This is a genomic window from Streptococcus merionis DSM 19192 (assembly GCF_000380085.1).
Lineage (GTDB): Bacteria > Bacillota > Bacilli > Lactobacillales > Streptococcaceae > Streptococcus > Streptococcus merionis.
Map to the genome: position 1 here is coordinate 39,538 of NZ_KB904558.1, position 22,251 is coordinate 61,788.

At 40.6% G+C, this 22,251-nt stretch carries 17 protein-coding genes; 1 reads left to right on the forward strand and 16 read right to left on the reverse strand.

Annotated elements, in window-relative coordinates; all coding sequences use genetic code 11:
- Nucleotides 1-250: 250 nt before the first annotated feature.
- The 15 genes from A3I5_RS0109495 to A3I5_RS0109565 form a co-directional block, all read right to left on the reverse strand.
- The gene (locus tag A3I5_RS0109495; protein WP_018374370.1) at nt 251-592 is read right to left on the reverse strand and encodes a hypothetical protein; all 342 of its coding nucleotides are present in this window, start codon (nt 590-592) and stop codon (nt 251-253) included.
- Nucleotides 589-1,950, reverse strand: a complete 1,362-nt coding sequence (locus A3I5_RS0109500; RefSeq protein ID WP_231869657.1) for a DUF1576 domain-containing protein — start codon at nt 1,948-1,950, stop codon at nt 589-591. The genes A3I5_RS0109495 and A3I5_RS0109500 overlap by 4 nt, the downstream gene beginning before the upstream one ends.
- Nucleotides 1,951-2,177: 227 nt before the next feature.
- The gene (locus tag A3I5_RS0109505) at nt 2,178-2,849 is read right to left on the reverse strand and encodes an amino acid ABC transporter permease (RefSeq protein ID WP_018374372.1); all 672 of its coding nucleotides are present in this window, start codon (nt 2,847-2,849) and stop codon (nt 2,178-2,180) included.
- A gap of 961 nt (nt 2,850-3,810) precedes the next feature.
- Nucleotides 3,811-4,695, reverse strand: coding sequence for a transporter substrate-binding domain-containing protein (locus A3I5_RS0109510; RefSeq protein ID WP_018374373.1), 885 nt, complete (start codon nt 4,693-4,695; stop codon nt 3,811-3,813).
- Nucleotides 4,696-4,923: 228 nt separating this feature from the next.
- Complete coding sequence (locus A3I5_RS0109515) at nt 4,924-6,372, reverse strand: amidase (protein WP_026217027.1); 1,449 nt, start codon at nt 6,370-6,372, stop codon at nt 4,924-4,926.
- A 7-nt stretch (nt 6,373-6,379) separates the two neighbouring features.
- The gene (locus A3I5_RS0109520) at nt 6,380-7,384 is read right to left on the reverse strand and encodes a LacI family DNA-binding transcriptional regulator (RefSeq protein ID WP_018374375.1); all 1,005 of its coding nucleotides are present in this window, start codon (nt 7,382-7,384) and stop codon (nt 6,380-6,382) included.
- A gap of 167 nt (nt 7,385-7,551) precedes the next feature.
- On the reverse strand, nt 7,552-8,565 hold the full coding sequence (galE, locus tag A3I5_RS0109525) for a UDP-glucose 4-epimerase GalE (RefSeq protein ID WP_018374376.1): 1,014 nt from the start codon (nt 8,563-8,565) through the stop codon (nt 7,552-7,554).
- Between the two features lie 13 nt (nt 8,566-8,578).
- Complete coding sequence (galT, locus tag A3I5_RS0109530) at nt 8,579-10,054, reverse strand: UDP-glucose--hexose-1-phosphate uridylyltransferase (protein ID WP_018374377.1); 1,476 nt, start codon at nt 10,052-10,054, stop codon at nt 8,579-8,581.
- 9 nt (nt 10,055-10,063) lie between these two features.
- Entirely contained in the window at nt 10,064-10,708 is a 645-nt protein-coding gene (locus tag A3I5_RS0109535; protein WP_018374378.1) for a PhoU domain-containing protein, read from the reverse strand.
- Nucleotides 10,709-11,083, reverse strand: a complete 375-nt coding sequence (locus A3I5_RS0109540; RefSeq protein WP_018374379.1) for a hypothetical protein — start codon at nt 11,081-11,083, stop codon at nt 10,709-10,711. It lies immediately after the preceding gene.
- Between the two features lie 88 nt (nt 11,084-11,171).
- Nucleotides 11,172-11,870, reverse strand: coding sequence for an MgtC/SapB family protein (locus A3I5_RS0109545; protein ID WP_018374380.1), 699 nt, complete (start codon nt 11,868-11,870; stop codon nt 11,172-11,174).
- Nucleotides 11,871-13,562: an ABC transporter permease gene (locus tag A3I5_RS0109550; RefSeq protein WP_018374381.1), complete on the reverse strand. Its 1,692-nt coding sequence runs from the start codon at nt 13,560-13,562 to the stop codon at nt 11,871-11,873. It abuts the gene before it with no gap.
- An 11-nt stretch (nt 13,563-13,573) separates the two neighbouring features.
- Nucleotides 13,574-14,584 (reverse strand): ABC transporter ATP-binding protein, encoded by a 1,011-nt coding sequence (locus tag A3I5_RS0109555; protein ID WP_018374382.1) that lies wholly within the window; start codon nt 14,582-14,584, stop codon nt 13,574-13,576.
- Between the two features lie 105 nt (nt 14,585-14,689).
- A complete protein-coding gene (locus A3I5_RS0109560; RefSeq protein ID WP_018374383.1) occupies nt 14,690-15,760 on the reverse strand; it encodes an extracellular solute-binding protein in 1,071 nt (356 codons plus the stop codon).
- Nucleotides 15,761-15,772: 12 nt separating this feature from the next.
- Nucleotides 15,773-16,438 (reverse strand): DUF1868 domain-containing protein, encoded by a 666-nt coding sequence (locus A3I5_RS0109565; RefSeq protein WP_026217028.1) that lies wholly within the window; start codon nt 16,436-16,438, stop codon nt 15,773-15,775.
- Nucleotides 16,439-16,753: 315 nt separating this feature from the next.
- Here A3I5_RS0109565 and A3I5_RS0109570 point away from each other — a divergent pair, with 315 nt between their 5' ends.
- A complete protein-coding gene (locus A3I5_RS0109570; RefSeq protein WP_018374385.1) occupies nt 16,754-18,895 on the forward strand; it encodes a glycosyl hydrolase family 28-related protein in 2,142 nt (713 codons plus the stop codon).
- 697 nt (nt 18,896-19,592) lie between these two features.
- Here the strand turns inward: A3I5_RS0109570 and alaS are convergent.
- Entirely contained in the window at nt 19,593-22,214 is a 2,622-nt protein-coding gene (alaS, locus tag A3I5_RS0109575) for an alanine--tRNA ligase (RefSeq protein ID WP_018374386.1), read from the reverse strand.
- Nucleotides 22,215-22,251: the final 37 nt, after the last annotated feature.

The following is a 22,251-nucleotide window of genomic DNA, read 5'->3' on the forward strand; positions in this document are numbered from 1 at the left end:
ACAAAAAAAACAGGGTAAACACGAAAAAAACACTCCCTTGTCAAGAAATAAACTGAAAATTCTCATGAATACCTGAAAAATCCTTAAACTATCATCGATTGAATCAAGAATAATGCAATTTTATTTTAATTGATCAGATTTATTTCTAGATAGCAAAAAAAGAGCAGGGAAACCGAAATCGCCAGCTCATGACGCTCTCCATTTCCCTACTCTCCAGTTTTATACTACTGCCATGGGCACTACCCGCAAGCTATCTCACATAGCGCCTGACTTTGAGAGTTAAAACGCCGTCTTCCAGATTAATAGAAGACTCATCTACCGCTTTTCCCAGCAGGGTGTAATCATGATCTGTGCCATGACCGCCTAGCAAGGCATTGTAATATTCATCGATTTCAACTTCGCGTTCTAAACTCAAATCCGCCATCAAATGATCAAAATGTGTCGGCATGTCCTCCGATACTGTTGAAATAGATAAATCAAATTTATCCTCGTCTAAGTTAAAGGATACATCAAATTGGTAGTAACCGTGTTCCAAAAAATAGCCAATAAGCTCTTTCATAATCCGAGTAGCTTTGCTTTTTTCTGTAATCATTTCTTAATCTCACTTCTTTTATTTTTAGCAGACCATTGATCCTTAATACTCTCAAGCACAGGCACCATAAAGGCTGCTACAAAACCAGTTGAAAAACCGTTATTATACAGGCTGAGGCCAAGATGAAGCTTAATCACACTCTGCGTCAGATTAAATTGCAGAAAACCTGCCAACATCCCCATTATTATACCATAATATCCAGCAATGGGCGCTAAAGCAGTCCCGAAAAGGAGGGGTAGAATGACCGTTAAATCATCCAAGCGACCTAAAGAAAAATACCCTGCCAAAATAACACCAACAGCAACTGGCAATGTGTTACGAAGATGCTTCCCAAATGCTGAAAATCCTATAATCGAAACCAGTCCACCCGCAATAGGACCATTGAGCGGCATTCCCAACGTTATCACGAAAAGGAGGTAGGTAATCCCCATCAAGCCCATGTTCAAAAACGTGGTTCGTCGACCATATTTCATCACAAAATCATCTGGCAACCGTCCGACACGCTTATCTAACTTGGCAAACTTTTGACGTATTTCTGAAAGATCCGCACCTAGTAACGAGAGAACGATAAAGCTTAAGCTCATCACCCCGATATACACCAAAATATACCAATGGGCATGGCGACTAATCATAGATATGTCATCAACCTCATAACCAAAATACCTCAAGCAAGCATAAACGATCATGACAATGATGCCTGTTGTAAAGCCAGTATTGTACAAAGTATAGCCTTGGTGAAATTTAAGAAAAGCTTCTGCCAATGGCGGCGTTATAAAACCTAGAAGAAGACCAACGCCAAGCGCTAGCAGAATTGATTGAAGGCTCACACCATTTGAAAAAAGAAGGTAGGACACCAACGGCGCTGTTGAGGTAGCAAAGAGACTTTGAGAAGTGTATAATTTAAACGAGTGGCCTGCCCAATGAGCGTATAGCACAACTCCTGCAATGATGGGAACAATATTTAAAAGATGCGTTCCAAAAAAAGAATGGCCTATAAAAATTCCCGTAGCTGCCAATTGAAAACCCGTTAAATGCGTCAGATTATTACGGACATTAAGGTAGTAAGCAACAAGGAAATGAAGAGCGACATTGACAAAGGTTGCTGAAATACCAGCAACTTCAAAAAAATCGTGGATCAAGTACGTCTGATGCAGTAATAATTTCTGATAGTTAGTAATGACATCTTTACTGTCTGGCATCAGCATAGCATAAAGAAAGGTGACAATGCCCAGCAAGAGCATGCAATCCTTTTCCCAATGAATGTCTAGATGATCCTTAAACTTCCTGATTAGCATACGGCCCTCGCTTGTCCCATTTGAATGATAGAAATCGCCCGCTATCTTGATATTATTAACCATAATAAAGCGATTACAATTTTGGTCTTAGAACCTGTGTTCACAGGTATAGTTCTCATCTCAGCCCTTATTTTGAGCCACTTATCGTTAAATTTTTTCTAAAATAAGAGCTAATCTGAGAAATTTCCCTTTGTGAATACAGGTTCTAATTCTACCTTATCCAAATTTGGAGGAATTGGCAAGATTTAAAGTGTTTTTTCAGTGTCTTTTTTTGAAATCGGATACATGACTTAGCCATAAGTCGCTAGACACTTTTCAAGTCTGTCCTGAGCGATGGCATAGAGACTACAAATAACCCAGTAGACTAGTGCAACCAGTATATAAACCGTCATGTAATCTGACTTAGCTCCACCGACAATCTTAGCCTTATTAAAAATCTCAGGCACAGTAATCATAGCTGTTAAGGATGTACTTTTAACCATATCAAGCAGAACATTGCTAAGAGGAGGAACGGCGACCCGAAAGGCTTGGGGGATGATAATCTTACGATAGATAGTTGAGGTTTTAATCCCCAGAGCACGCGCAGCCTCCCACTGTCCCTTGTCAACTGCTGATAGCGACGAGCGGATAATCTCAGCGATATAGGCACTCGACATCATGGTAAAGCCGACAATCGATGCTGTGATGGCATCCAGTTGCAAACCAACAAAGGGCAAGCCAAAGTAAATGAGGAACAAAAGAACCATGAGAGGCGTTCCCCGCATGAGAGAAATGTGGAAAGTCATCACCCAACGCAAGGGCAACAGGTGTGACATCTTCATCAAGGCTACGAAAAAACCAGCCACTGTCCCCAAGCCAAAGCCTACCAAAGAAAGAGCAAGCGTATAAGGTAGCCCCTCTAAAATAACAGGTAAGGCTTCCAGTGCCAGAGGAAGATTAAAAATAGCTTCCCATTTTATCATTCAATTCTCCTATACCAATCAAGAAAAGATGATTTCGCAGCGGTTAGAAGCCAATCTTGCCATCACATGACGTCGTCTGGCTCCCAGCCACTGCGAAAATCTGCTGTTACTGAGAAATCATGAGAGTGGGACAGACCACCATGATGGCTTCGCCCTCACCCCCAAAACATGTAATCTTTGAAGATTACGTATAAAAAATCGGAAATTTCGTAGAAATTCGATTTTCTTCGCTCTCTTATTTCAAGGCTCAGGTAGAAATCATCCACTGGATAAGACTACCCCACCTCCGCACAGTTACGGTGGCAACACTGGCTCAAACCGAAAAGAATCTTCGTCTTGCCCTTTCCAGTATTAAACTCTAATCGCAGTAGCTGATTGGCTTCTCATTCACCTCCTTAGTAGGTTTTGACAAGCCTAATCAGCCTTGCGGGGGTGGGACGACAAAATTGAAGCCCCTGGCTTACCAATTTTTGTCCCACTCCCAGATGTTCCACCTATGCGATAGCTGTCCAAGAGTTGCGAACTACAAGATACAAAGGCCGTTAGGAAAAGCGTAGAAAAATGGCGGTAAGTCAGAAATCTTTGATTTCGTTGACGCACCCCCGTCAGGACGACTAGGTTTTTCACAGATGAAATCGAAGAAAAACCAGACGTCTACGACGATAAGGTAATTAAGACAGTATCCCCTGACATCTAGCTTTTTAGGCCGTGTTCAGTTAGTCAGCAAACGATTGGAGACAGCGAACCGCTGAGTAGGGTTCTAAAAGTTGATTTATCAATGTATTAGAGCCCACTCAGCAGTGGCTCATTGGCACTAAAGCGCCTAATGACCTGTGCAGGGGTAAGACTAAGTTGGCATAGCCAACAAGTCTTACTCTCAACCACTGCGTCTTGCAAGGAAATTAGAAAAATAAGCGAATCTGGGATTACTTTTGTCCCAGACTCGTCCTGCTGCATGTCCTTATTTGACATCAGAAACATCAATCACTGGAATATCATCAACATTTTCGAGTGGGGCAGTCAAGTCTTGACCGGCATAATATTTTTCAGAGATTGCTTTTAAGGTTCCATCAGCCTTCATCGTTTTGATGGCTTCGTCCAGCTGAGCCTTCAGGCTGTCATCAGTCTTGCTCATGACAATCCCTTGCTCTGTTGGGTTATATTTGACATCTCCCATCTTCACTTTGATGTCTGGGAATTTTTCAGTGATCAATTTGACTGCGATTGCCTGAGTAAAGTAGTCGTTAGGCACGAAGTCTGTACGACCTGTTGACACATCGCGCAGGTAGACATCGTTGGTCACATTGTCATAAATTACTGGCTCTGCCCCTTGTTTTTCAGCGATTTTCATGTACTGAGTACCTGCACCGCCACCAGCCTTTTTGCCAGTCCAGTCGCTAAGGTCGTTGGCCTTGAGGCCAGAAGTGTCATCTTCACGCACAATCATACCACCAACAGAATACTTGTATGGCTCTGAGAAATTGTACTTTTCAAGACGCTCAGGTGTTGTATCAAAATTGTTAACCGCAACGTCAACTTTGCCGCTGTCTACAGATGTGAAGGCTTCCGCCACACCAACTTCGACAAACTCAGCCTTGACATCCAAACGCTTAGCAATCTCGTTCATCATATCGATCTCGTATCCGATCAATTCTTTATCATCGTTGTAGTAGCTTGTTGGATAGAGTGTTCCTGGTGTTGCAATCTTCAAGACACCCGCTTCTTGGACTTGCTCCCACACGGTAGCATCTTTGCTTGCGCTTCCAGTCATTGAACGAGTGTTTACACAACCAACTAATACTGCAGCACCAAAAGCTGCTAGTAACGTCAACGATTTCTTTTTCATGAAAAGAACCCCCCTAAATTTTTTATTGTTGGAGCACGCCCAACTGCTCGGAGCAGCTTCCAACTGTTTTCAATATAGCATATTGAAAACCTATTTTCAATTCATTTGCTTGGAAATTTCACAAAGTTATTTAAAAAGCAACAATTCGTGAATTTCATTGATATAAAAGGGGTTTCAAGGGATATAATTTCCAAAAAATCGTTCCAAATTTCACAAACAGAACCTTTGCTAGATGAGTTTTCCTGCATCTTCAAAATCCATGGCCAAATGGAGCAGGAGATCCTCACGACCTTTGGCTGCTGTTAATTGAATTCCCAGCGGCAACCCGTCAGCGCGTCGATAAGTCGGCAGGGAAATGGCGGGCTGTCCTGTTAAATTGGCTTGCTGTGTAAAGGGGGTCCAGGCTAAGCTATCCGCAAACATCTCCCATATCAACTCTTGCTGCTCCTGCATGCTGATCTGGTCGATATGAAGTAGCCGCTCCTTTACTTGAGCCGTCAGGTCAAACTGACCATGCTTTGGGGCAACGTCAGCCACTGTCGGCGTGAGAAGGATATCGTAGGTTTCATGGAATTTAGCCATCTGAGCTGACAATTGATCCCAGTCATTAAGTGTTTTGCTATAAAGCTTGGCAGGGATGGTCTGTCCAGCCTGATAAATCGCCCAAGTCATCAGCTCCATATCCTCAGGGGTCATGATTCTTCCTAGGCTAGCCTCGATGCCATCAAACATAGCTGCTGTCTCGACGCTGTTCATGAGATAGTAGGCCTGCATAGCCGCAACCCCATCGACAGGCTGGTCCTGGAGTGGGGTGATGTCATGGCCTTGATCGGCCAAGAAGTGAGCTGCCTGATTCACTGCTCTGCTGGCTGTCTCAGATACGGGAGTTCCGATCGGCGACGCCGTTAAGACTCCAATCTTGAGGGGCTTTGCCCATTTTTCCGAAAAAATCTCCGAATGACTCAAAGGTGCCAGAGGAAAGGGGCTTTCTAGCTGATAACGCTGCGTGTGATAGAGCAGGGTCTGGGTGTCACGGACGGACTTGGTCAGGGCGAAATTGACCGAAGCTCCCTGCCAACCGCGGTAGGAATCTGGTCCAACAGGAATGCGGCCACGACTGGTCTTAAGGCCAATCAGGCTGTTGAAAGAAGCTGGAATACGGATGGAGCCACCTCCATCACTGGCTGCGGCTACTGGAACCATGCCAGAGGCAACTGCGGCTGCAGCTCCACCGCTTGAACCGCCAGCATTGCGACTTGGATCAAGCGGCAGATTAACTGGCCCGTGCAGGCTTGAGTCGCTGATGTTTTTAAAACCAAATTCTGGTGTATTGGTTCGACCAAGAATAATGAAGCCTAGACTTTCAAAAATCTTGACCAGATAATCTGTCTGCTGGGCGCGATAATGAGCAAAGAGCCTAGAGCCTGAGGTAGACAGTTGTCCAGCTTGATTCTGCCCCAAATCTTTGAGCAAAAAAGGCACACCAAGGAAGGGTTGCCCCTTATCCACCAAGTTTTGCGCCTTTTTTCTAGCCTCTTCATACTGCTTGCTGACAACCGCATTAAACTTTGGATTATCGCGTTCAATACGGGCGATGCTATCCTCCACTAATTCTAGTGCTGAAACATCTTTCTTGCGCACCGCTTGCGCCATACTCGTTGCATCTTGAAACATGATGACCTCCTCAAATCTCGGTTGATTGCCTTTTTATAAGACTCGTTCCAATCTCTACAGAGCTTACGTCCTCTTCATCAATCAGTTTTAACAGAGATTTTAATAACTGACTAGATAGCTCTACATAATTTGGGGAAATCGTCGTCAGAGCAGGTGTGTAATATTGAGAAATAGGGATGTTATCATATCCAACAACTGCAATATCCTGTGGTATGCCTATCCCTTTCTCATAGCAGGCTCGAATGAGTCCCTGAACCTTTTCATCTCCCGACACAAAGATAACATCTGGATAATTTCCATTGATGAGATGTTGAAATGAATAGTCGTAAATCGCTTCAATCGTCAACAAACCATACACTATCTCAACAGACATTTGCTCATTTTTCTCTTGAATATAGGTTTCAGCACCCCTAGCACGCTCTAAGTTGACAGAGCTCTCTCCTCCCATCAGCATCCAAACGTTTCGGTACCCAGCTTTGTCTAACTCAGAAAATAACTGATATAAAGCTAAAAAATCATCATTAGAGACGTAGACAACATCCTCATTCCTCCCTTTTCCAAACACAATAAAGGGAATAGCCTTTTTCTTTAGAAAGCCAATGCGTGAGTCATTTTCACTTTCATAAAAGACAATAACACCATCCACAAGGCTACCAGAGCTAAAGATAATAGAATTTGTAATTGAGTCATTTTCATCAAAGTATTCAACAATCGCATTAACTCCTAATTCTTTACAGGTCAATAACAGTTTATCCAATAGAGTCTGAAACCATATCAACGGAAAGGCATCTTTCTTTTTGACTGAAATTAGGATATTAGTCGTAGCTTTCCTAGACAGATTTTTAGCATACGCATTCGGAGAATAAGCTAACTGTGCAATCACTTGCTCAATCTTCTCACGAGTAGTTGCCCGAACACTTTCCTCCTTGTTGATTACTCTTGAAACAGTTTTAGGGGAATAGCCAGATATTTTTGCAATATCATAAATCGTATAATTTTTTTTCTTTATCGTCATCCATCACTCCTGCATCTTATTTCCAACTTTTTGCAAATGCTTTCAGTGATTATTTTACCATATTTTAGAACGATATTGAACACTAATCCAATTATTTCAATCTTTCTGATAACGCTACACAAGATAGAAGCCCTTTTCCATCTAAACATCAATGTCGTATCATTTCATTATCCTTCATAACCATTGGGATTGCTAAACTGCCAATTCCATGTATCTCTACACATATCTGCTATGCTACGCTCTGTTTGCCAATTTAACTCTCTTAAAGCCTTATCTGCATTTGCATAACAGATAGCTATATCACCAGGTCGACGCTCAACCAATTGGTAAGGTATGGCGACCCCTGTCTCTTTTTCAAAAGTTTTGATAAGCTCTAGTACACTCGTCCCTCTACCAGAACCTAAATTATAGGTATAAACGCCATTTTTATCTACAAGATATTCCAATGCTCTAATATGACCTATAGCTAAATCGACCACATGAATGTAATCACGTACACCAGTGCCATCAACAGTATCATAATCTGAACCAAATACACTTAGCTGAGGACGCTTTCCAACCGCCACTTGTGCAATAAATGGCATGAGGTTATTAGGAATACCAGAAGGATCCTCTCCTATTAGACCAGAGCGATGCGCACCTATTGGATTAAAATAACGCAACAATGCTATACTCCAACTAGGATCTGCACTTACAATATCCCGCAGTATTTGCTCCAGCATTACTTTCGTGTATCCGTAAGGATTGGTAGCACTTGTCGGCATCGTCTCAACTAAGGGTGATAGATTAGTTAGACCATAGACTGTCGCACTAGAGCTAAACACAAGATTTTTGATGCCCTTTTCTGCCATCACTGTAACCAACGAAAGCGTAGACATTATATTGTTTTCATAATACATAATTGGTTTTTCGACAGATTCTCCAACTGCCTTATAACCTGCAAAATGAATAACAGAGTCAACAGCCTCTTTTTCAAGGACCACTCTTAGAGCGTCTTTATCAGTGACATCTAACTCATAAAAAGTGGGACGTTTTCCTGTTATTTGTTCAATCCTATCTAATACTAGAATACTGGAATTCGAGAGATTGTCGACAATGACTACCTCTTCCTCTTTTTGCAATAATTCAACAACTGTATGGCTACCAATATAGCCTGTACCACCTGTTACTAATACTGACATCTCATTTCTCCTACTATTTTATTCCTAAAGAGACAATAAACCGTTGAAAGGCTGCTTGACCTTCCACTGTGTGTTTATAGACACCTGCATCTTCTAAGACACGCTTGAAAATCTGACCTACTGATGTTCTAACAATTTCTCTAACAGACATCTTGTCACACTTGGGATTTTCCTCTAATAGTCTCATCGCCCAAGGTTTATGGTATTCCTTTACTTGAGCCTTATTTCCCAGTAAGAACTGTTCAACCTCTTCTAATTCACGCTTTAAACGTGGTGGCAAAACGGCAAGTCCCATCACCTCAATCAAACCGATATTCTCTTTTTTAATATGCTGAACATCTGGGTGCGGATGATAAATACCATCTGGAAATTCTTCTGAGGTTTGATTATCACGAAGAACTAAATCCAGTTCAAATTGACCCTCACGGCGTCGAGCAATTGGTGTTACGGTATGATGGGGAACATCTCCTGTAGCTGCTAGAATATCTGCCGAACGATCTGAATAATTCTCCCAACACCTTAAAACATGACTTGCAGCTTGAATCAGTCTATCTTTATGTTCACCTCTAAGACGAATGACTGACATCGGCCAATTTAAGGTTCCTGCCCAAATATCATCATAGCCAACTAGTGTAAATGTCCTATCAACATCAGCAACTTCCATTGGAAACTGATGACGTCCTCCCTGATAATGATTATGGCTAAGAATCGAACCACCTACTATGGGTAAGCCTGCATTACTTCCCACAAAATAATCTGGGAAAATATCAACAATTTCAAGTAATTGTTCAAAAGTCTTTGTTGTAACAGCCATTGGTACATGTTCCTGAGAAAGAAAGATGCAATGTTCATTAAAATAAGCATATGGAGAATACTGTAACCCCCATTTCTCCTTCCCTAAATCTAGCCGAATGATACGATGATTGGCTCTTGCTGGATGGTTGATGCGTCCTTGATATCCCTCGTTTTCCATACACAGAAGACATTTGGGATAATTTGACGATTTCTGCTGCCTTGCTGCTAAGATGCTCTTTGGGTCTTTTTCGGGTTTTGAAAGGTTAATCGTAATCTCTAAATCTCCGTATTCCGTCTGAGTTTGGTAATAGATATTTTTAGCCACGGCTTTTACTTTAATGTAGTCATTGTCCTTACTCAATTCATGAAAATATGTCAAGGCTTTTTCTGGTCTTTCCTTATAAAAAGTCCAAAACACTTGGTTAAACTGACTTGGTAGAGGAGTTATAAAATTCATAATCTCCGCACCAAGACACTCTTTTTCTTCCTCCAAAGCTCCAATCTTACCATTTTTCACAGCCACTTCAACCAAATTGTCTTTTAACTCAATGAGTGTATTGCCAATTTCTATTTCTTCTGATAATCCTTCTCCCACCAAATGTAACAATCTGTTGATAAGATATATGCGATCTAACTCGTCATAATAACCATCACCTATTAGTTTATCAACAAAAGTTGTAATGCATTTATTCATTCTTACTCCTTAACCTACCAGTCTTCCTGTTTTTTTATACACTACCCATTTAAGTAGATTCTTAGCAAAATCCTCAATTTTAGTAATATGCAGTAGCATATTAAGATATTCTCGACCAATCATCAACTGATTGACATCGTTTGTTATCTGCTCTAAAATCCAGGATTCCAGAAAAGTAGCCTCTGGTGCTGTCTCCCACTCTTCTAATCTATGTAGCGCCAATGCCATGTTACCATTTACAAATAAAGAAAAGACAGACTCAAGTTTTTCTTGTATCGCTAGTAGAAGGTCTATCAAATTCTGGTGAAGTTCACCTGATAGTTTCTCCCCTTTTAATCGTAATAGAGAACAAGCAATGCCAACAATGTGGTCACCAACACGCTCTAAATCTGAACACGCTTTTAGAATAATAATAGTATGACGTAAATCAACAGATACTGGATTTTGAAGAGCAATGACTTCAACAGCTTTTTCTGTCAGTTTTCTCTCATAGCTATTCAAACTACTATCATCCTCAATAATTGACTTGATAGCTAATTCATCATAGTCATCCATAGACAATAACAGCCTCGATAACTGAAGTCTGACCATTTCTCCCATGTGGGAATAGCGCTCTTGAAGTTCTCTTAATTCATACGTAAGTTTCGCTCGCATTTATATCTCCTTGTTTGCTAGCTTTAAATAGGTGTACCGCCTATCAAAACCACATATTTCAGCCATTCTTTGTCTCAAGATACTTGATTGAATATTCATAGTCACCATTGAACACTTCCAGTGCTGACTTATCTGACTCAATTCTCGCAAAACACTGTTCAGATATACCTTTACTATTGAACGATACTTACCTGATAAATACTCTAAATCACACTCTGCAACCCTCCTCCCCAGTGTGATTTGAAATAGATGTTCTAAAGAGTAAATATCAGCTTCTTTGCCCCTTGTTGCTATAAAATAATAAGGAACAGATATCTCTATATCATGAACAATGCACCCTTTCTGGTAATCTAGGGTGACTTGCAATTCATTCAATCTCAAACTCCTCTCTAGTAAAAAAGCAGGCAAATGTTCCTGATGACATCAACACATCTGCCCACCTCAACTCTCTATCTCAAACCTCTTACAATTCCTCTACATACAATACACCGGGTATCAATGACAGTTCTTCCATCGTTTTCAAATGTTCAAAACTATCTTTTAATTCAATCGTTAAATACGAAGCTATTTGTTTGTCTTCTACATCAAAATATTTTAACTTACTCTTGCTGACTTCTCCAAAGGAGACCTTAGATTCACTAATACTGATTCTGTTCTCAGCAAAATAAATCAAGACACGATTATAGGACTCCATCGAATCAAAGACTAAGTAAAGATCCATCACTTTAGAGCGTTTTTGGATATACGCCTTCATGGGTTGAAATAGTGTCATCACTCCCCACACAAATCCAAAACTAATAAGTGCTCCACGGTAAAATCCAATACCAATAGCTAGTCCAATCGCTGCTGCCACCCATACACCAGCTGCTGTCGTCAGACCTCTCACCTTGTTATCATTAGTAACAAGAATGGTTCCTGCACCAAGAAAACCGATGCCATTGACCACTTGTGCTCCCATACGAGTCGGATCTCCAACTTGAAATTCAATGGATACAAACAGATTGGTCATCATAATAACACAGGCACCAAGACAGACCAAACTATGAGTACGAATGCCAGCTGGTTGATTTTTCCCTCCACGCTCCAGACCTATAAAGCCACCCACTAAAACTGCCAACAACGAGCGTATAGCGATATCAACTAATGTTAATTGATCTATCATCTAACGTTTCCTTGGCTTGCTTCTTCTCTGCGTAATGTAGAGCACACCACTTGAGATAATCATCAAGATAATCGTGTAAACAAAGATGAGGGCTTGAGCACTTGAAGTCGCTGTTTCATCACCAGCAGACTTAATGGCAATCCCCAGAGGTTTTAGTAGAGGATGGTAGAGAAAGACTGATAAATCATAGTCTGTTAAAAGTGAGTTGAAGTTAAGTGCAATAACAGAAAGAACAACTGGCAGAATGTAAGGAATAATTACCTTAACCATTGTATAAAACGGTGTTGCTCCCATACTTCTAGCTGCTTCTTCCATTTCATCGTCCACACTAAAGAGAATCGCCCGAATCATTCGATAAGAAAATGGAATCTTAACAATGATATAAGCAATAAGTAACATCACAATCGTCCCAACTAGTACATAGTTCAAAATCAGTGGTTGTGGCTCATTGAACGTAAACAAGAGACTGACAGCTAGTAAAGTACTCGGCAACAGCCACGGTAACAAGGCACCGTACTCAAACATAAAATCAAACTTTGTCTTGTTCTTTCGCACGACACGAGCAAAGACGACTGCCAAAATAGTAACTGTCACAGATGCGATCAAGGCATAGCCGAAACTAACTAAGAATGGCGAGAATGCCTCTGAGCTGCTAAAGAAAAGCTGGTAATTAGCAAGCGTCAAATTAGCGAGTGACAAGTCTCCTGTCTGAATAGCTACTGGATCAGTAAATGAGTAAAGCACGATCAACATGATTGGTAGCATAAAAACTATAAATAAGGCATAGGCTACAATATGTGCAATCCCATTCCAGACTGGAGATTGAATTTTTTGTTTTTTCAATGGTGCCTTTGTTTTTGACACTGAAATATAATTACCACCCTTTTCGATCCTGTTCATCACTGTCAGCAAAATTGTAGTCGCAACACCCAACATCATGGCTAGCAAAGCAGCCAAATCACGCGAGGTAGCCATCTTTGCAAATGTAATAACCATTGGGTTAATAGTTTGGAAGTTCTCTCCACCTACAATCATTGGCGCTGCAACAGCTGACAAACCACTCAAAAATACCATGATTGTTAAGGCAAACAAAGTTGGTTTCAAGGTTGGTAAAACAATTTTTCTAAAAACTTCAAATGGCTTTGCTCCCATATTTCTTGCTGCTTCAATCGTATGATAGTCTACACTACGAATAGCATTTGTTAAAAATAGGGTATGGTTTGCTGTACCAGCAAAAGTCATGATAAATAACACTGCTCCATAACCAATAAACCAGTTTGGATCTAGGCTAGGAACGAGATTCTTCAAAAATCTTGTGACTAAACCATACGGTCCATATACAAATTTGTACCCTGTTGCCAGTACAACACCACCGTAAATGAGTGACGTCATGTAACCTAATTTCAGTATTCTTGCTCCTTTAATATCAAAATATTCAGTGAACAAAGTAATCAAGACACCGACAATATTAACTGTAAATATCAAGGAAAAGGCTAACTTGAAACTATTCATAATACTCGAAATAGCACGTTCTGATTTCATGATACGATCAAAAGCGCTAAGCGAGAATACCCCATCTTTGAAAAAGACACTCGAAATAACACCAAGGTTTGGATAAACGATAAAAGTAAAGACAAACCAGATTAGTCCTAGCCTTATCGCAATATCTTTCCAGTTTAATTTTTTCCCCATAAGGCCCTCCCTTAGAATTGTAATACTTCAGTTGGATTGATAAATAGTTCTACTTCTGTACCGATTTCCTTGATTGCTGATTGTTGATCAATCGTGGTCACATTAATCATTTGATTTTCTGAAACCTTAACAGCATATCGAGTAGTCACTCCTGAAAACTCAGTGTCAACAATCTGACCTTTCAACACAATGTCATTGTCTGTTACAGAAGTAAAACGAACCTTTTCCAAACGAACATATCCTTTTGTTCCCTCAAGAGAAACCTCTGGATTTGCATAACGGATATGCTGAATAGTTTCCTCATTTAGAACGTTAATATCACCGATGAAGTCACATACAAATTCTGTCTTAGATTCGTGGTATATTTCAACCGGCGTACCTACTTGCTCAATATAACCATTGTTAAACACAGCAATCCGATCAGACAATGTCAAGGCTTCTTCTTGGTCATGAGTGACATACAAAGTTGTAATCCCAAGTTCTTTTTGGAGACGTTTTAATTCCTTACGCATATCAACACGTAATTTAGCATCCAAGTTTGAAAGCGGCTCATCTAAGCAAAGAATTTTTGGTTCTAAGACCAAGGCACGAGCTAAGGCCACACGCTGCTGTTGACCACCTGATAGCTCAGATACATTTCGTTGTAATTGCTCTTCTGAGATTTTAATTTTAGCTGCTGCTTCTAGTACCTTAGCTTTAATAAGATCTGGTGAAACTTTTTTTACTTTCAACCCAAAAGCGATATTATCATATACCGTCATCGTTGGGAAAAGAGCATAGCTTTGAAAGACAATACCAATGCCACGATCTTCTGGCTCTAGGTGAGTAATTGCCTTATCGTTGATTGTAATATCCCCAGCTGCAGCCTCTAAGAATCCTACTAAGCAACGCAGTGTCGTTGACTTTCCGCATCCAGAGGGCCCTAAAAATGTAAAGAATTCTCCCTCCTTAATTTCGAGGTTGAGATTATCAATCGCTACAAAGTCTCCATACTTAATCTGAATGGCATCAAATTTAATCATTCTATTCTCCAATCTTTTCCCCTTATAAATACTAAGAGCCAAGATTCTCCAACCATTTATTGTGTCAAAAAATCCTGGCTCCCTGTATTTAGGAGGGAACTTTAATTATTTTACAAACTCAAGTTCTGTTTTTTCAACCCATTGATCAAGGTATTGGCCAACTACTTCCCAGTCAATGTCTTGCTGGTGCACTGAATCTAAGAGTTTTTGAGTATCTTCAGGAAGCTCTTTAACAGCGTCGCTGTTGGCTGGAATCGAACCAAATTCTTTGGCATAAGCTACTTGAATCTCTGAGGAACCAAACCAGTTGATAAACTCTTTAGCCAATGCTTTACGTTTACTTGAAGCAAGAATAGCTGTTTGCTCCGTTACAAACGGTACACCAACTTTAGGACTCATTACTTGAAATTCAGTGTTAAATTCTTTTTGGTTTACTAAAACACCTGAACCCCACATCATGCCATAGACCACTGGATCGTTATCATCAAGCATTTTAACGACCGATGATTCACCTTTCTGCAGAACGTAAGCATTTTGGATATACTCTTTTGCAACTTTCCAGCCTTCCTCAGATACTCCGAGTTCACCTTTTTCATCCAGATAACGTACCAAAATACTTGCTAAAATCGCACGAGGTGTTCCACCTTGTAAGCCATTAATCGAGTATTTCCCTGCGTATTTAGCACCCAACTCTGTCCAATCTTTCGGCATTTCCGTTACATCCTTGCGACCAATCAAGACAAGCGGTTGAACAATCACTGGGTTATAGTAACCATCCTTATCAGCAAGAGAAGCCTCAATCTTATCCTTCCATTCAGGTTCAAATTTGATCAGTAATTCTTCATCACGAAGTTTATTTGAGTCTACAGCACCGATACCAAATACCATATCAGCAATGCCATTATTCTTCTCTGCGATAACACGATCTGCAAGTTCCGCACCTGCAATATCGACCATTTCGATATTAAATCCTTCTTCTTTAGCCTTAGCTGTTAACCATTCACCACGGCCATTTGATACAGAATTTGAATAAATAACAAGTGTTTCGCTACGATCAGCTGGTCCTTCAGATGAGACAGCTGTTTCTTCTGTTTTACTTCCACCATCTGCACAGGCTACTAAACTAAGTGCTACGATTGAGGTTGTAAATAATGAGACAAACTTTTTAAGTTTCATGGGTTTTCTCCTTTAAATTTTATTTATTTTTTCTACATATGGTGTGAATCGAGTCATATCATCAAAAACAGTATAGTCTACTCGATTAATACTGATTGTCGGTAATTTCTCCAACAAAATTCGACTTAACTTCTCTTTCACTTCTGAAAAGAGTGCTTCTTCTTCCTCGGTCAGGTTTTCTCTCAGATAACCTACCGAAATATGGAATTGATAGTTGTCATGATTCGGGAAACGGACACCTGCATGCTCAGATACATACTCACGAATTTCAGCTAAACGGTCCGCTGTTTTGGTATCAGCAGGCTCTACCAAAATATTTTGAGAGCCCATTGCTGTTGTTCTCATCACAAGCTTCTCATCTGTCAAGGGAAAGATTGGCAACTTCTCTGCAAAATAATCCGAAACCTCATCAATCGGTAGCTCCAAAGATAAATCTTTACTCCAATATTCTGAAAGACGATTCCTATCACAGAGCAATTCGATAACGGTCATATGAATAGATCCTTGTGGCGTTAATGTAAACTTGTCAATAAAAGGTAGCTTCCGATATTCCGTCTGGATAATCTCAACCAATTTCATGACCTCTTCATTACCATAAAGATTGGCAACGATTGTGTTTCCAGGAAAATGATTAAAATCACCATTCTCCTTAAATTTAACTTTTGTTAGATTGACCATGTAACCTCCAATTTCAATTTTGATGTCTTTTTTATTTTTTGACACCGGTGTCATTAAGCGTTTACATTCGTATTATAAACTGTTAACGTTTTCTTGTCAACCATTTTGATAAAAATTTTATAAAAAAACCCGTATTGCATTTTTTCTTGACTATTTATATCAATTAAGATATAGTGAGGGCAAGCGTTTATATGACATCGGTGTCTTTTATGGTAGATTGAAATAAGATTAGGAGATCATCAAACCTGTATTTCTAAACCGATGGTCTTTCTCTCTCGTTTCAATCGAATATATCATTCAAAGGAGAATCTATAAATGACACAATTCAATAAACAAAACTTTTCCATTCGTAAGTTATCGGTTGGAGGTTGTTCAGCATTTATTGGGCTTGCCCTATTTTCTACTACTCCTGTCTTTGCCAATGAAGCTTCTTCAATAGAACAAGATCCCTCACTAAGCACATCACAGCTAACAGAAATAGAAAACACGCAGAACAATTCAGAAGGAACTCTCGGTGCTGAAATGAAATCGGCAAGGACAAGTGACGAGATTATCCCGAAAGAAAGCGGCAATACAGAGTTAATACTTTCAGATGAGGCTCTAACACAAGAAGAATCCCTCACTGCTGAAATAAGACAAGCTGGCAATGAGGGAAATACTGAGCAAACATTTTCAAATGAACCTCTAAATATAAAAACACAATACGGTGCAATTGGCGATGGTATTGCAGATGATCGCAAAGCTTTGCAAGATGCTATTGATGCAGCAAGCACAGGACTTGGGGGTGGTATCGTTTATCTCCCAGAGGGTACTTACCGCATGGAGGAAATTATCTTCCTCAAGAGTAATATTCATGTCCAACTTCACGAAAAAGCAACCATCCTAAACTACATCAATCAGAAAGATCATCCTTCTATTGTTTTTATGACCGGTGAATTTACCGATGATGGAAAGCAGGTGGAATGGGCTCCAACCGAAAATATCACTTTTACTGGTGGAACTATTGATATGAATGGCCAGCTAAATGCTGAGGGAACAAAGGCTAAAAATCTCCCACTTATCAACTCTTCTGGTGCTTTTGCTATCGGAAATTCAACTAATGTTACAATCCGTGATGTAACCTTCAAAGATAGTTATAAGGGGCATGCTATCCAAATTGCAGGGAGCAAAAACGTCCTTATTGATAATTCCCGTTTTATCGGCCAAGCCCTTCCAAATACCCTTAAAGATAGCCAACTTATCAATTATGAGAGCATTCAAATCGAACCCCTCACAAGGAAAGGTTTTCCTTATGCTCTTAATAATACTGGAGCAAAATCAGAAAATATCACCATCCAAAATTCCTACTTTGGAAAAAGTAATACTGCTGGTGAATTAGTGACCGCTATCGGTACTCATTACCAAGATATGACAACCGAAAATCCAGAAAACATTAAAATCCTGAATAACCACTTTGATAATATGGTCTATGCCGGTATACGTTTTACAGGATTTACAAATGTCCTCATTCAAGGAAATCACTTCACCAAAAAAGCGAAGGAAGATAGTATCCACTATCGCGAAAAAGGTGCTACATTAGTGAACGGTTATTCTTATAATAACAAAGATAAATCACATGTTCTGGATTTGAACAAGCATATCACTGTCACGGAAAATACCTTTGATATTGCTGATTCCAATACCAAATCCATTCGTTTTGCGAAAGACAATGCTCAAAATTTAGGCGAGATTCGAGATATTGCAATTACTAATAATACAATTACATATACGCATCCCGACTCAAAGCAACCAGCTATCCAAACCTTGCGTGTCGTTGATAACTTGACCATTACAGGAAATACAATTCTTGGTGGCTATCAAGGTATTACACTAGCAGAAACTTCTGGAGCTACTCTCCTAGCAAACAATATCATATCTAACGTGTCGGATACTTATATGGATTTATCTAAATTAGGGTCTAATCAGACAATTCATTTAAAAACACAAGGAGCTGGCACAATCGAATTAACCACTGATGATAACCAGTATCACTTCCTTGCAAAATCCAATTCTGGATTTGTCTATGCGGGGCTGTATAGTGATCCAGTGTCGAAGCAAAAAATTTCTGATGCTACGACATACTCTATTCCAATAAACGAAGCCACTACTTCCTCACTAATCTTCTTATTTAATGTTCTATCCAAAGAAGAACAAGATGTTTCACCTAAAAGCAATCCTAAACTTCCAAGTAACCCTCAAAACAACAGGCCTAGTCCATTGAATGATATAAGAATAACTCTTAACACAACGGAGAAAAAAGATTCATCTCCTATATCGTCAATTACAAAGAAAGCCCAGATTTCACCTCAATCAATCTTACCAAGAACAGGACAGAGCACCTCAACGTTAACTCTATTAGGAAGTTTTATCCTGCTAGGAGTGGGGATGAACTTAATATCAAAAAAAGATGGAAATTGACATACATGTTATTCCAAAAACACATTTAGAAAAGCAAACTCCAGATGTAACTGAAATTAGATAGAGTAAGTTGAGAATATAACAAAAGATAAACTGAATAACGTATCTATTTCTCAAGATAGCTTTCTAGTAATAGATTGACACAGCTTCTCTCTATCAAGTCTACAATCTCAGTTACTAATCACCCTCTAATATTTCCTCTCTATGCGAAAAAGCCTTGCAATCAAGGCTTTTTCTAATTCCTTTCACTCTAGAGTTACGAGTCTTTTATATATAGAACGGTACATCTTTGGTTTAAAAAGGCGTACTAGATCATGATCTGATTTTGAGACAACTTTGTATCTTGTTTCAATCTACTATACCCCTAACATTTCCTTTGAATTCATGTTCTTTCAGAATAACGCATTTTGTGGGATGGGTCAAGAAAAATCAGCCTGTAACAGACTGATTTTTGTGTATGGTTATCTTCACAGCAGACAAGGCTAGTCTTGAGGTGGAAATCATGATTTCGTCCAATCTGTTTTTTCACCGTTGAAAGACGACTATTTGCACAGTTTCTAACCTTTGTAAGCCAAGTGTGATTGTTGGATCGCTGCTTTAGTAAGTTTCGTTCTAACCTTTGACCGCTTCCCAGACTTTTAAAGCTCAGCAAGACAGATTGAAGATTAGCGATAAATCTTTTGATGTTCTAAAAATATTAGAGGTTTTCTGCGACTGCTGATAAGAGCTTGTCCATACCTGACACATCGCTACCACCAGCCATAGCCATATCTGGTTTACCGCCACCTCGACCTGAGATGTGAGGTGCCAGAGCCTTAACTAGATTCCCAGCATGAACACCATCAGACTTGCTAGCGACTAGGAGGTTGACCTTATCGCCGATAGCCGCCACAAGGACAAGCACATCAGAGTAGTCTTTCTGCTTCCAGTTGTCCGCAAAGGTACGAAGAGCACCAGCATCAGATACCTGAACCTGACTTGCAATATAACGTACCCCATGAGCCTCCTTGACGTCCTTAAAGACATCTCCAGCCGCTGCTGCGGCAGCCCTTTCTTTGAGGGCCGCGTTTTCTTTTTGAAGTTCACGCAATTGCTCTTGCAGGCTTGCTACCTTGCTTGGAACTTCCTTAATTTGTGGTGCTTTCAAAGTTGTTGCGATTTCCTTGAGGGCATCTTCTTGTTCACGGTAGGCCTTAAAGGCATCTGCACTGGTCACTGCAATGATCCGACGAGTCCCTGAACCAATCCCCTCTTCCTTGAGAATTTTGAAGAGGCCGATTTCTGAGGTGTTCTCCAAATGCGTTCCACCACAAAGCTCAATCGAGTAATCACCGATTTTGACGACACGCACACTCTGACCATATTTTTCACCAAAGAGTGCCATCGCACCAAGCGATTTCGCGGTATCAATGTCTGTTTCAATCGTTTCAATAGCAAGTGCTTCCCAGATTTTTTCATTGACCTGTGTTTCGATGGCACGGAGTTCTGCTGCTGTCACTGCTTCAAAATGGGTAAAGTCAAAGCGGAGCATGTCCTCGTCATTGAGGGAACCTGCCTGAGTTGCATGTTTGCCAAGGATATTGTGAAGGGCTGCGTGAAGCAAATGAGTAGCTGTGTGATTTTTTTCAACTGCGTAACGGCGCTTCTGATCCACGGCTAAATGGTAAGTCTGACCAAGGCTTAGATCTGCTAGGACGTCCAGCGTGTGAAGGGGTTGACCATTTGGTGCTTTTTGCACATCAACAACCTTGGCCACAATGTCCCCAGCAGCAGTCGTGATGAGACCATGATCCGCTACTTGACCCCCCATCTCCGCATAAAACGGCGTTTCTGTAAAGACAGCCAGAGCAGTCTGACCTGCTTGAACGGTTTCAACAGCTTCATTATCAAAAACAAGGGCGGTCAAGTCAGAATCAAGCGCTAACGTGTCGTAAACAAAGGCAGACGGCACTGTGATGTTTTGCAAGGTTTCATTTTGCATGCCCATAGAACCACCTTTGACCACTGCTGCCCGAGCGCGATCCTGCTGCTCTTTCATGGCAGCCTTAAACCCATCGTGATCAATCTTAAAACCAGCATCCTCAGCCAATTCCTCAGTCAGCTCCACTGGGAATCCGTAGGTATCATAAAGTTTGAAAATGTCCTGACCTTCAAGCGTGTCCTTGCCAGCAGCCTTAAGCTCTGCTAAGAGATCGTCCAAGTGACCTGATCCCGCATCGATGGTACGAGCAAAGGTATCTTCCTCACGCTTAACGATTTTTTCGATGAAATCGCGTTTTTCAAGGACTTCTGGGTAATAACTTTCCATGATTTGACCAACGGTCACGACCAATTTGTATAGGAAAGGCTCATTGATCCCCAGACGACGGCCGTGCATGACCGCTCGACGAAGGAGGCGGCGCAGAACATAACCCCGACCTTCATTACCTGGCAATGCACCATCGCCAATCGCAAATGTCAGCGAACGGATATGGTCAGCAATCACCTTGAAACTCATATTATCCCCATCTGGGTCATAAGTCTTACCAGAAAGCTTTTCCACTTCACGAATGATTGGCATGAAGAGATCCGTTTCAAAGTTAGTTTTGGCCCCTTGGAAAATCGAAACGATACGCTCCAAACCAGCACCCGTATCGATGTTTTTAGCTGGTAATTCCTTGTACTCTGAACGAGGGACTTTAGGATCGGCATTGAATTGAGACAAAACGATGTTCCAGATCTCGATGTAGCGATCGTTCTCGATATCTTCTGCAATCAAGCGTATGCCAATATTTTCAGGGTCAAAGGCTTCACCACGGTCATAGAAAATCTCTGTGTCTGGACCAGAAGGGCCTGCACCGATTTCCCAAAAATTGTCCTCAACCGGAATGAGGTGACTTGGGTCAACCCCCAATTCAATCCAGCGATTGTAGGAATCCTTGTCCTCAGGATAGTAAGTCATGTAAAGCTTGTCCAACTCAAAACCAAACCATTCTGGGCTGGTCAAAAGTTCAAAAGCAAAGCCAATGGCTTCATCGCGGAAATAATCACCAATAGAGAAATTTCCCAGCATTTCAAACATGGTATGATGACGAGCAGTCTTTCCGACATTTTCAATATCATTGGTCCGAATAGACTTTTGAGCATTGGTAATCCGTGGATTTTCAGGAATAACAGAGCCGTCAAAATATTTTTTGAGAGTTGCAACCCCAGAGTTAATCCAAAGAAGGGTCGGGTCATTGACAGGTACTAAGTTAGCCGATGGCTCAACTGAGTGCCCTTTTGATTCAAAAAAGTCAAGCCACATTTGGCGAACTTGTGCAGAAGATAATTGTTTCATTTTCATATTCCTTTATTGTAAGATATAGAGCTATTAA

Coding starts and splice junctions, on each gene's coding strand:
- A3I5_RS0109495 (WP_018374370.1), bottom strand. CDS start 592: ATGATTACAGAAAAAAGCAAAGCTACTCGGATTATGAAAGAGCTTATT.
- A3I5_RS0109500 (WP_231869657.1), bottom strand. CDS start 1,950: ATGGTTAATAATATCAAGATAGCGGGCGATTTCTATCATTCAAATGGG.
- A3I5_RS0109505 (WP_018374372.1), bottom strand. CDS start 2,849: ATGATAAAATGGGAAGCTATTTTTAATCTTCCTCTGGCACTGGAAGCC.
- A3I5_RS0109510 (WP_018374373.1), bottom strand. CDS start 4,695: ATGAAAAAGAAATCGTTGACGTTACTAGCAGCTTTTGGTGCTGCAGTA.
- A3I5_RS0109520 (WP_018374375.1), bottom strand. CDS start 7,384: ATGACGATAAAGAAAAAAAATTATACGATTTATGATATTGCAAAAATA.
- galE (WP_018374376.1), bottom strand. CDS start 8,565: ATGTCAGTATTAGTAACAGGTGGTACAGGCTATATTGGTAGCCATACA.
- galT (WP_018374377.1), bottom strand. CDS start 10,054: ATGAATAAATGCATTACAACTTTTGTTGATAAACTAATAGGTGATGGT.
- A3I5_RS0109535 (WP_018374378.1), bottom strand. CDS start 10,708: ATGCGAGCGAAACTTACGTATGAATTAAGAGAACTTCAAGAGCGCTAT.
- A3I5_RS0109545 (WP_018374380.1), bottom strand. CDS start 11,870: ATGATAGATCAATTAACATTAGTTGATATCGCTATACGCTCGTTGTTG.
- A3I5_RS0109550 (WP_018374381.1), bottom strand. CDS start 13,562: ATGGGGAAAAAATTAAACTGGAAAGATATTGCGATAAGGCTAGGACTA.
- A3I5_RS0109555 (WP_018374382.1), bottom strand. CDS start 14,584: ATGATTAAATTTGATGCCATTCAGATTAAGTATGGAGACTTTGTAGCG.
- A3I5_RS0109560 (WP_018374383.1), bottom strand. CDS start 15,760: ATGAAACTTAAAAAGTTTGTCTCATTATTTACAACCTCAATCGTAGCA.
- A3I5_RS0109565 (WP_026217028.1), bottom strand. CDS start 16,438: ATGGTCAATCTAACAAAAGTTAAATTTAAGGAGAATGGTGATTTTAAT.
- A3I5_RS0109570 (WP_018374385.1), top strand. CDS start 16,754: ATGACACAATTCAATAAACAAAACTTTTCCATTCGTAAGTTATCGGTT.
- alaS (WP_018374386.1), bottom strand. CDS start 22,214: ATGAAACAATTATCTTCTGCACAAGTTCGCCAAATGTGGCTTGACTTT.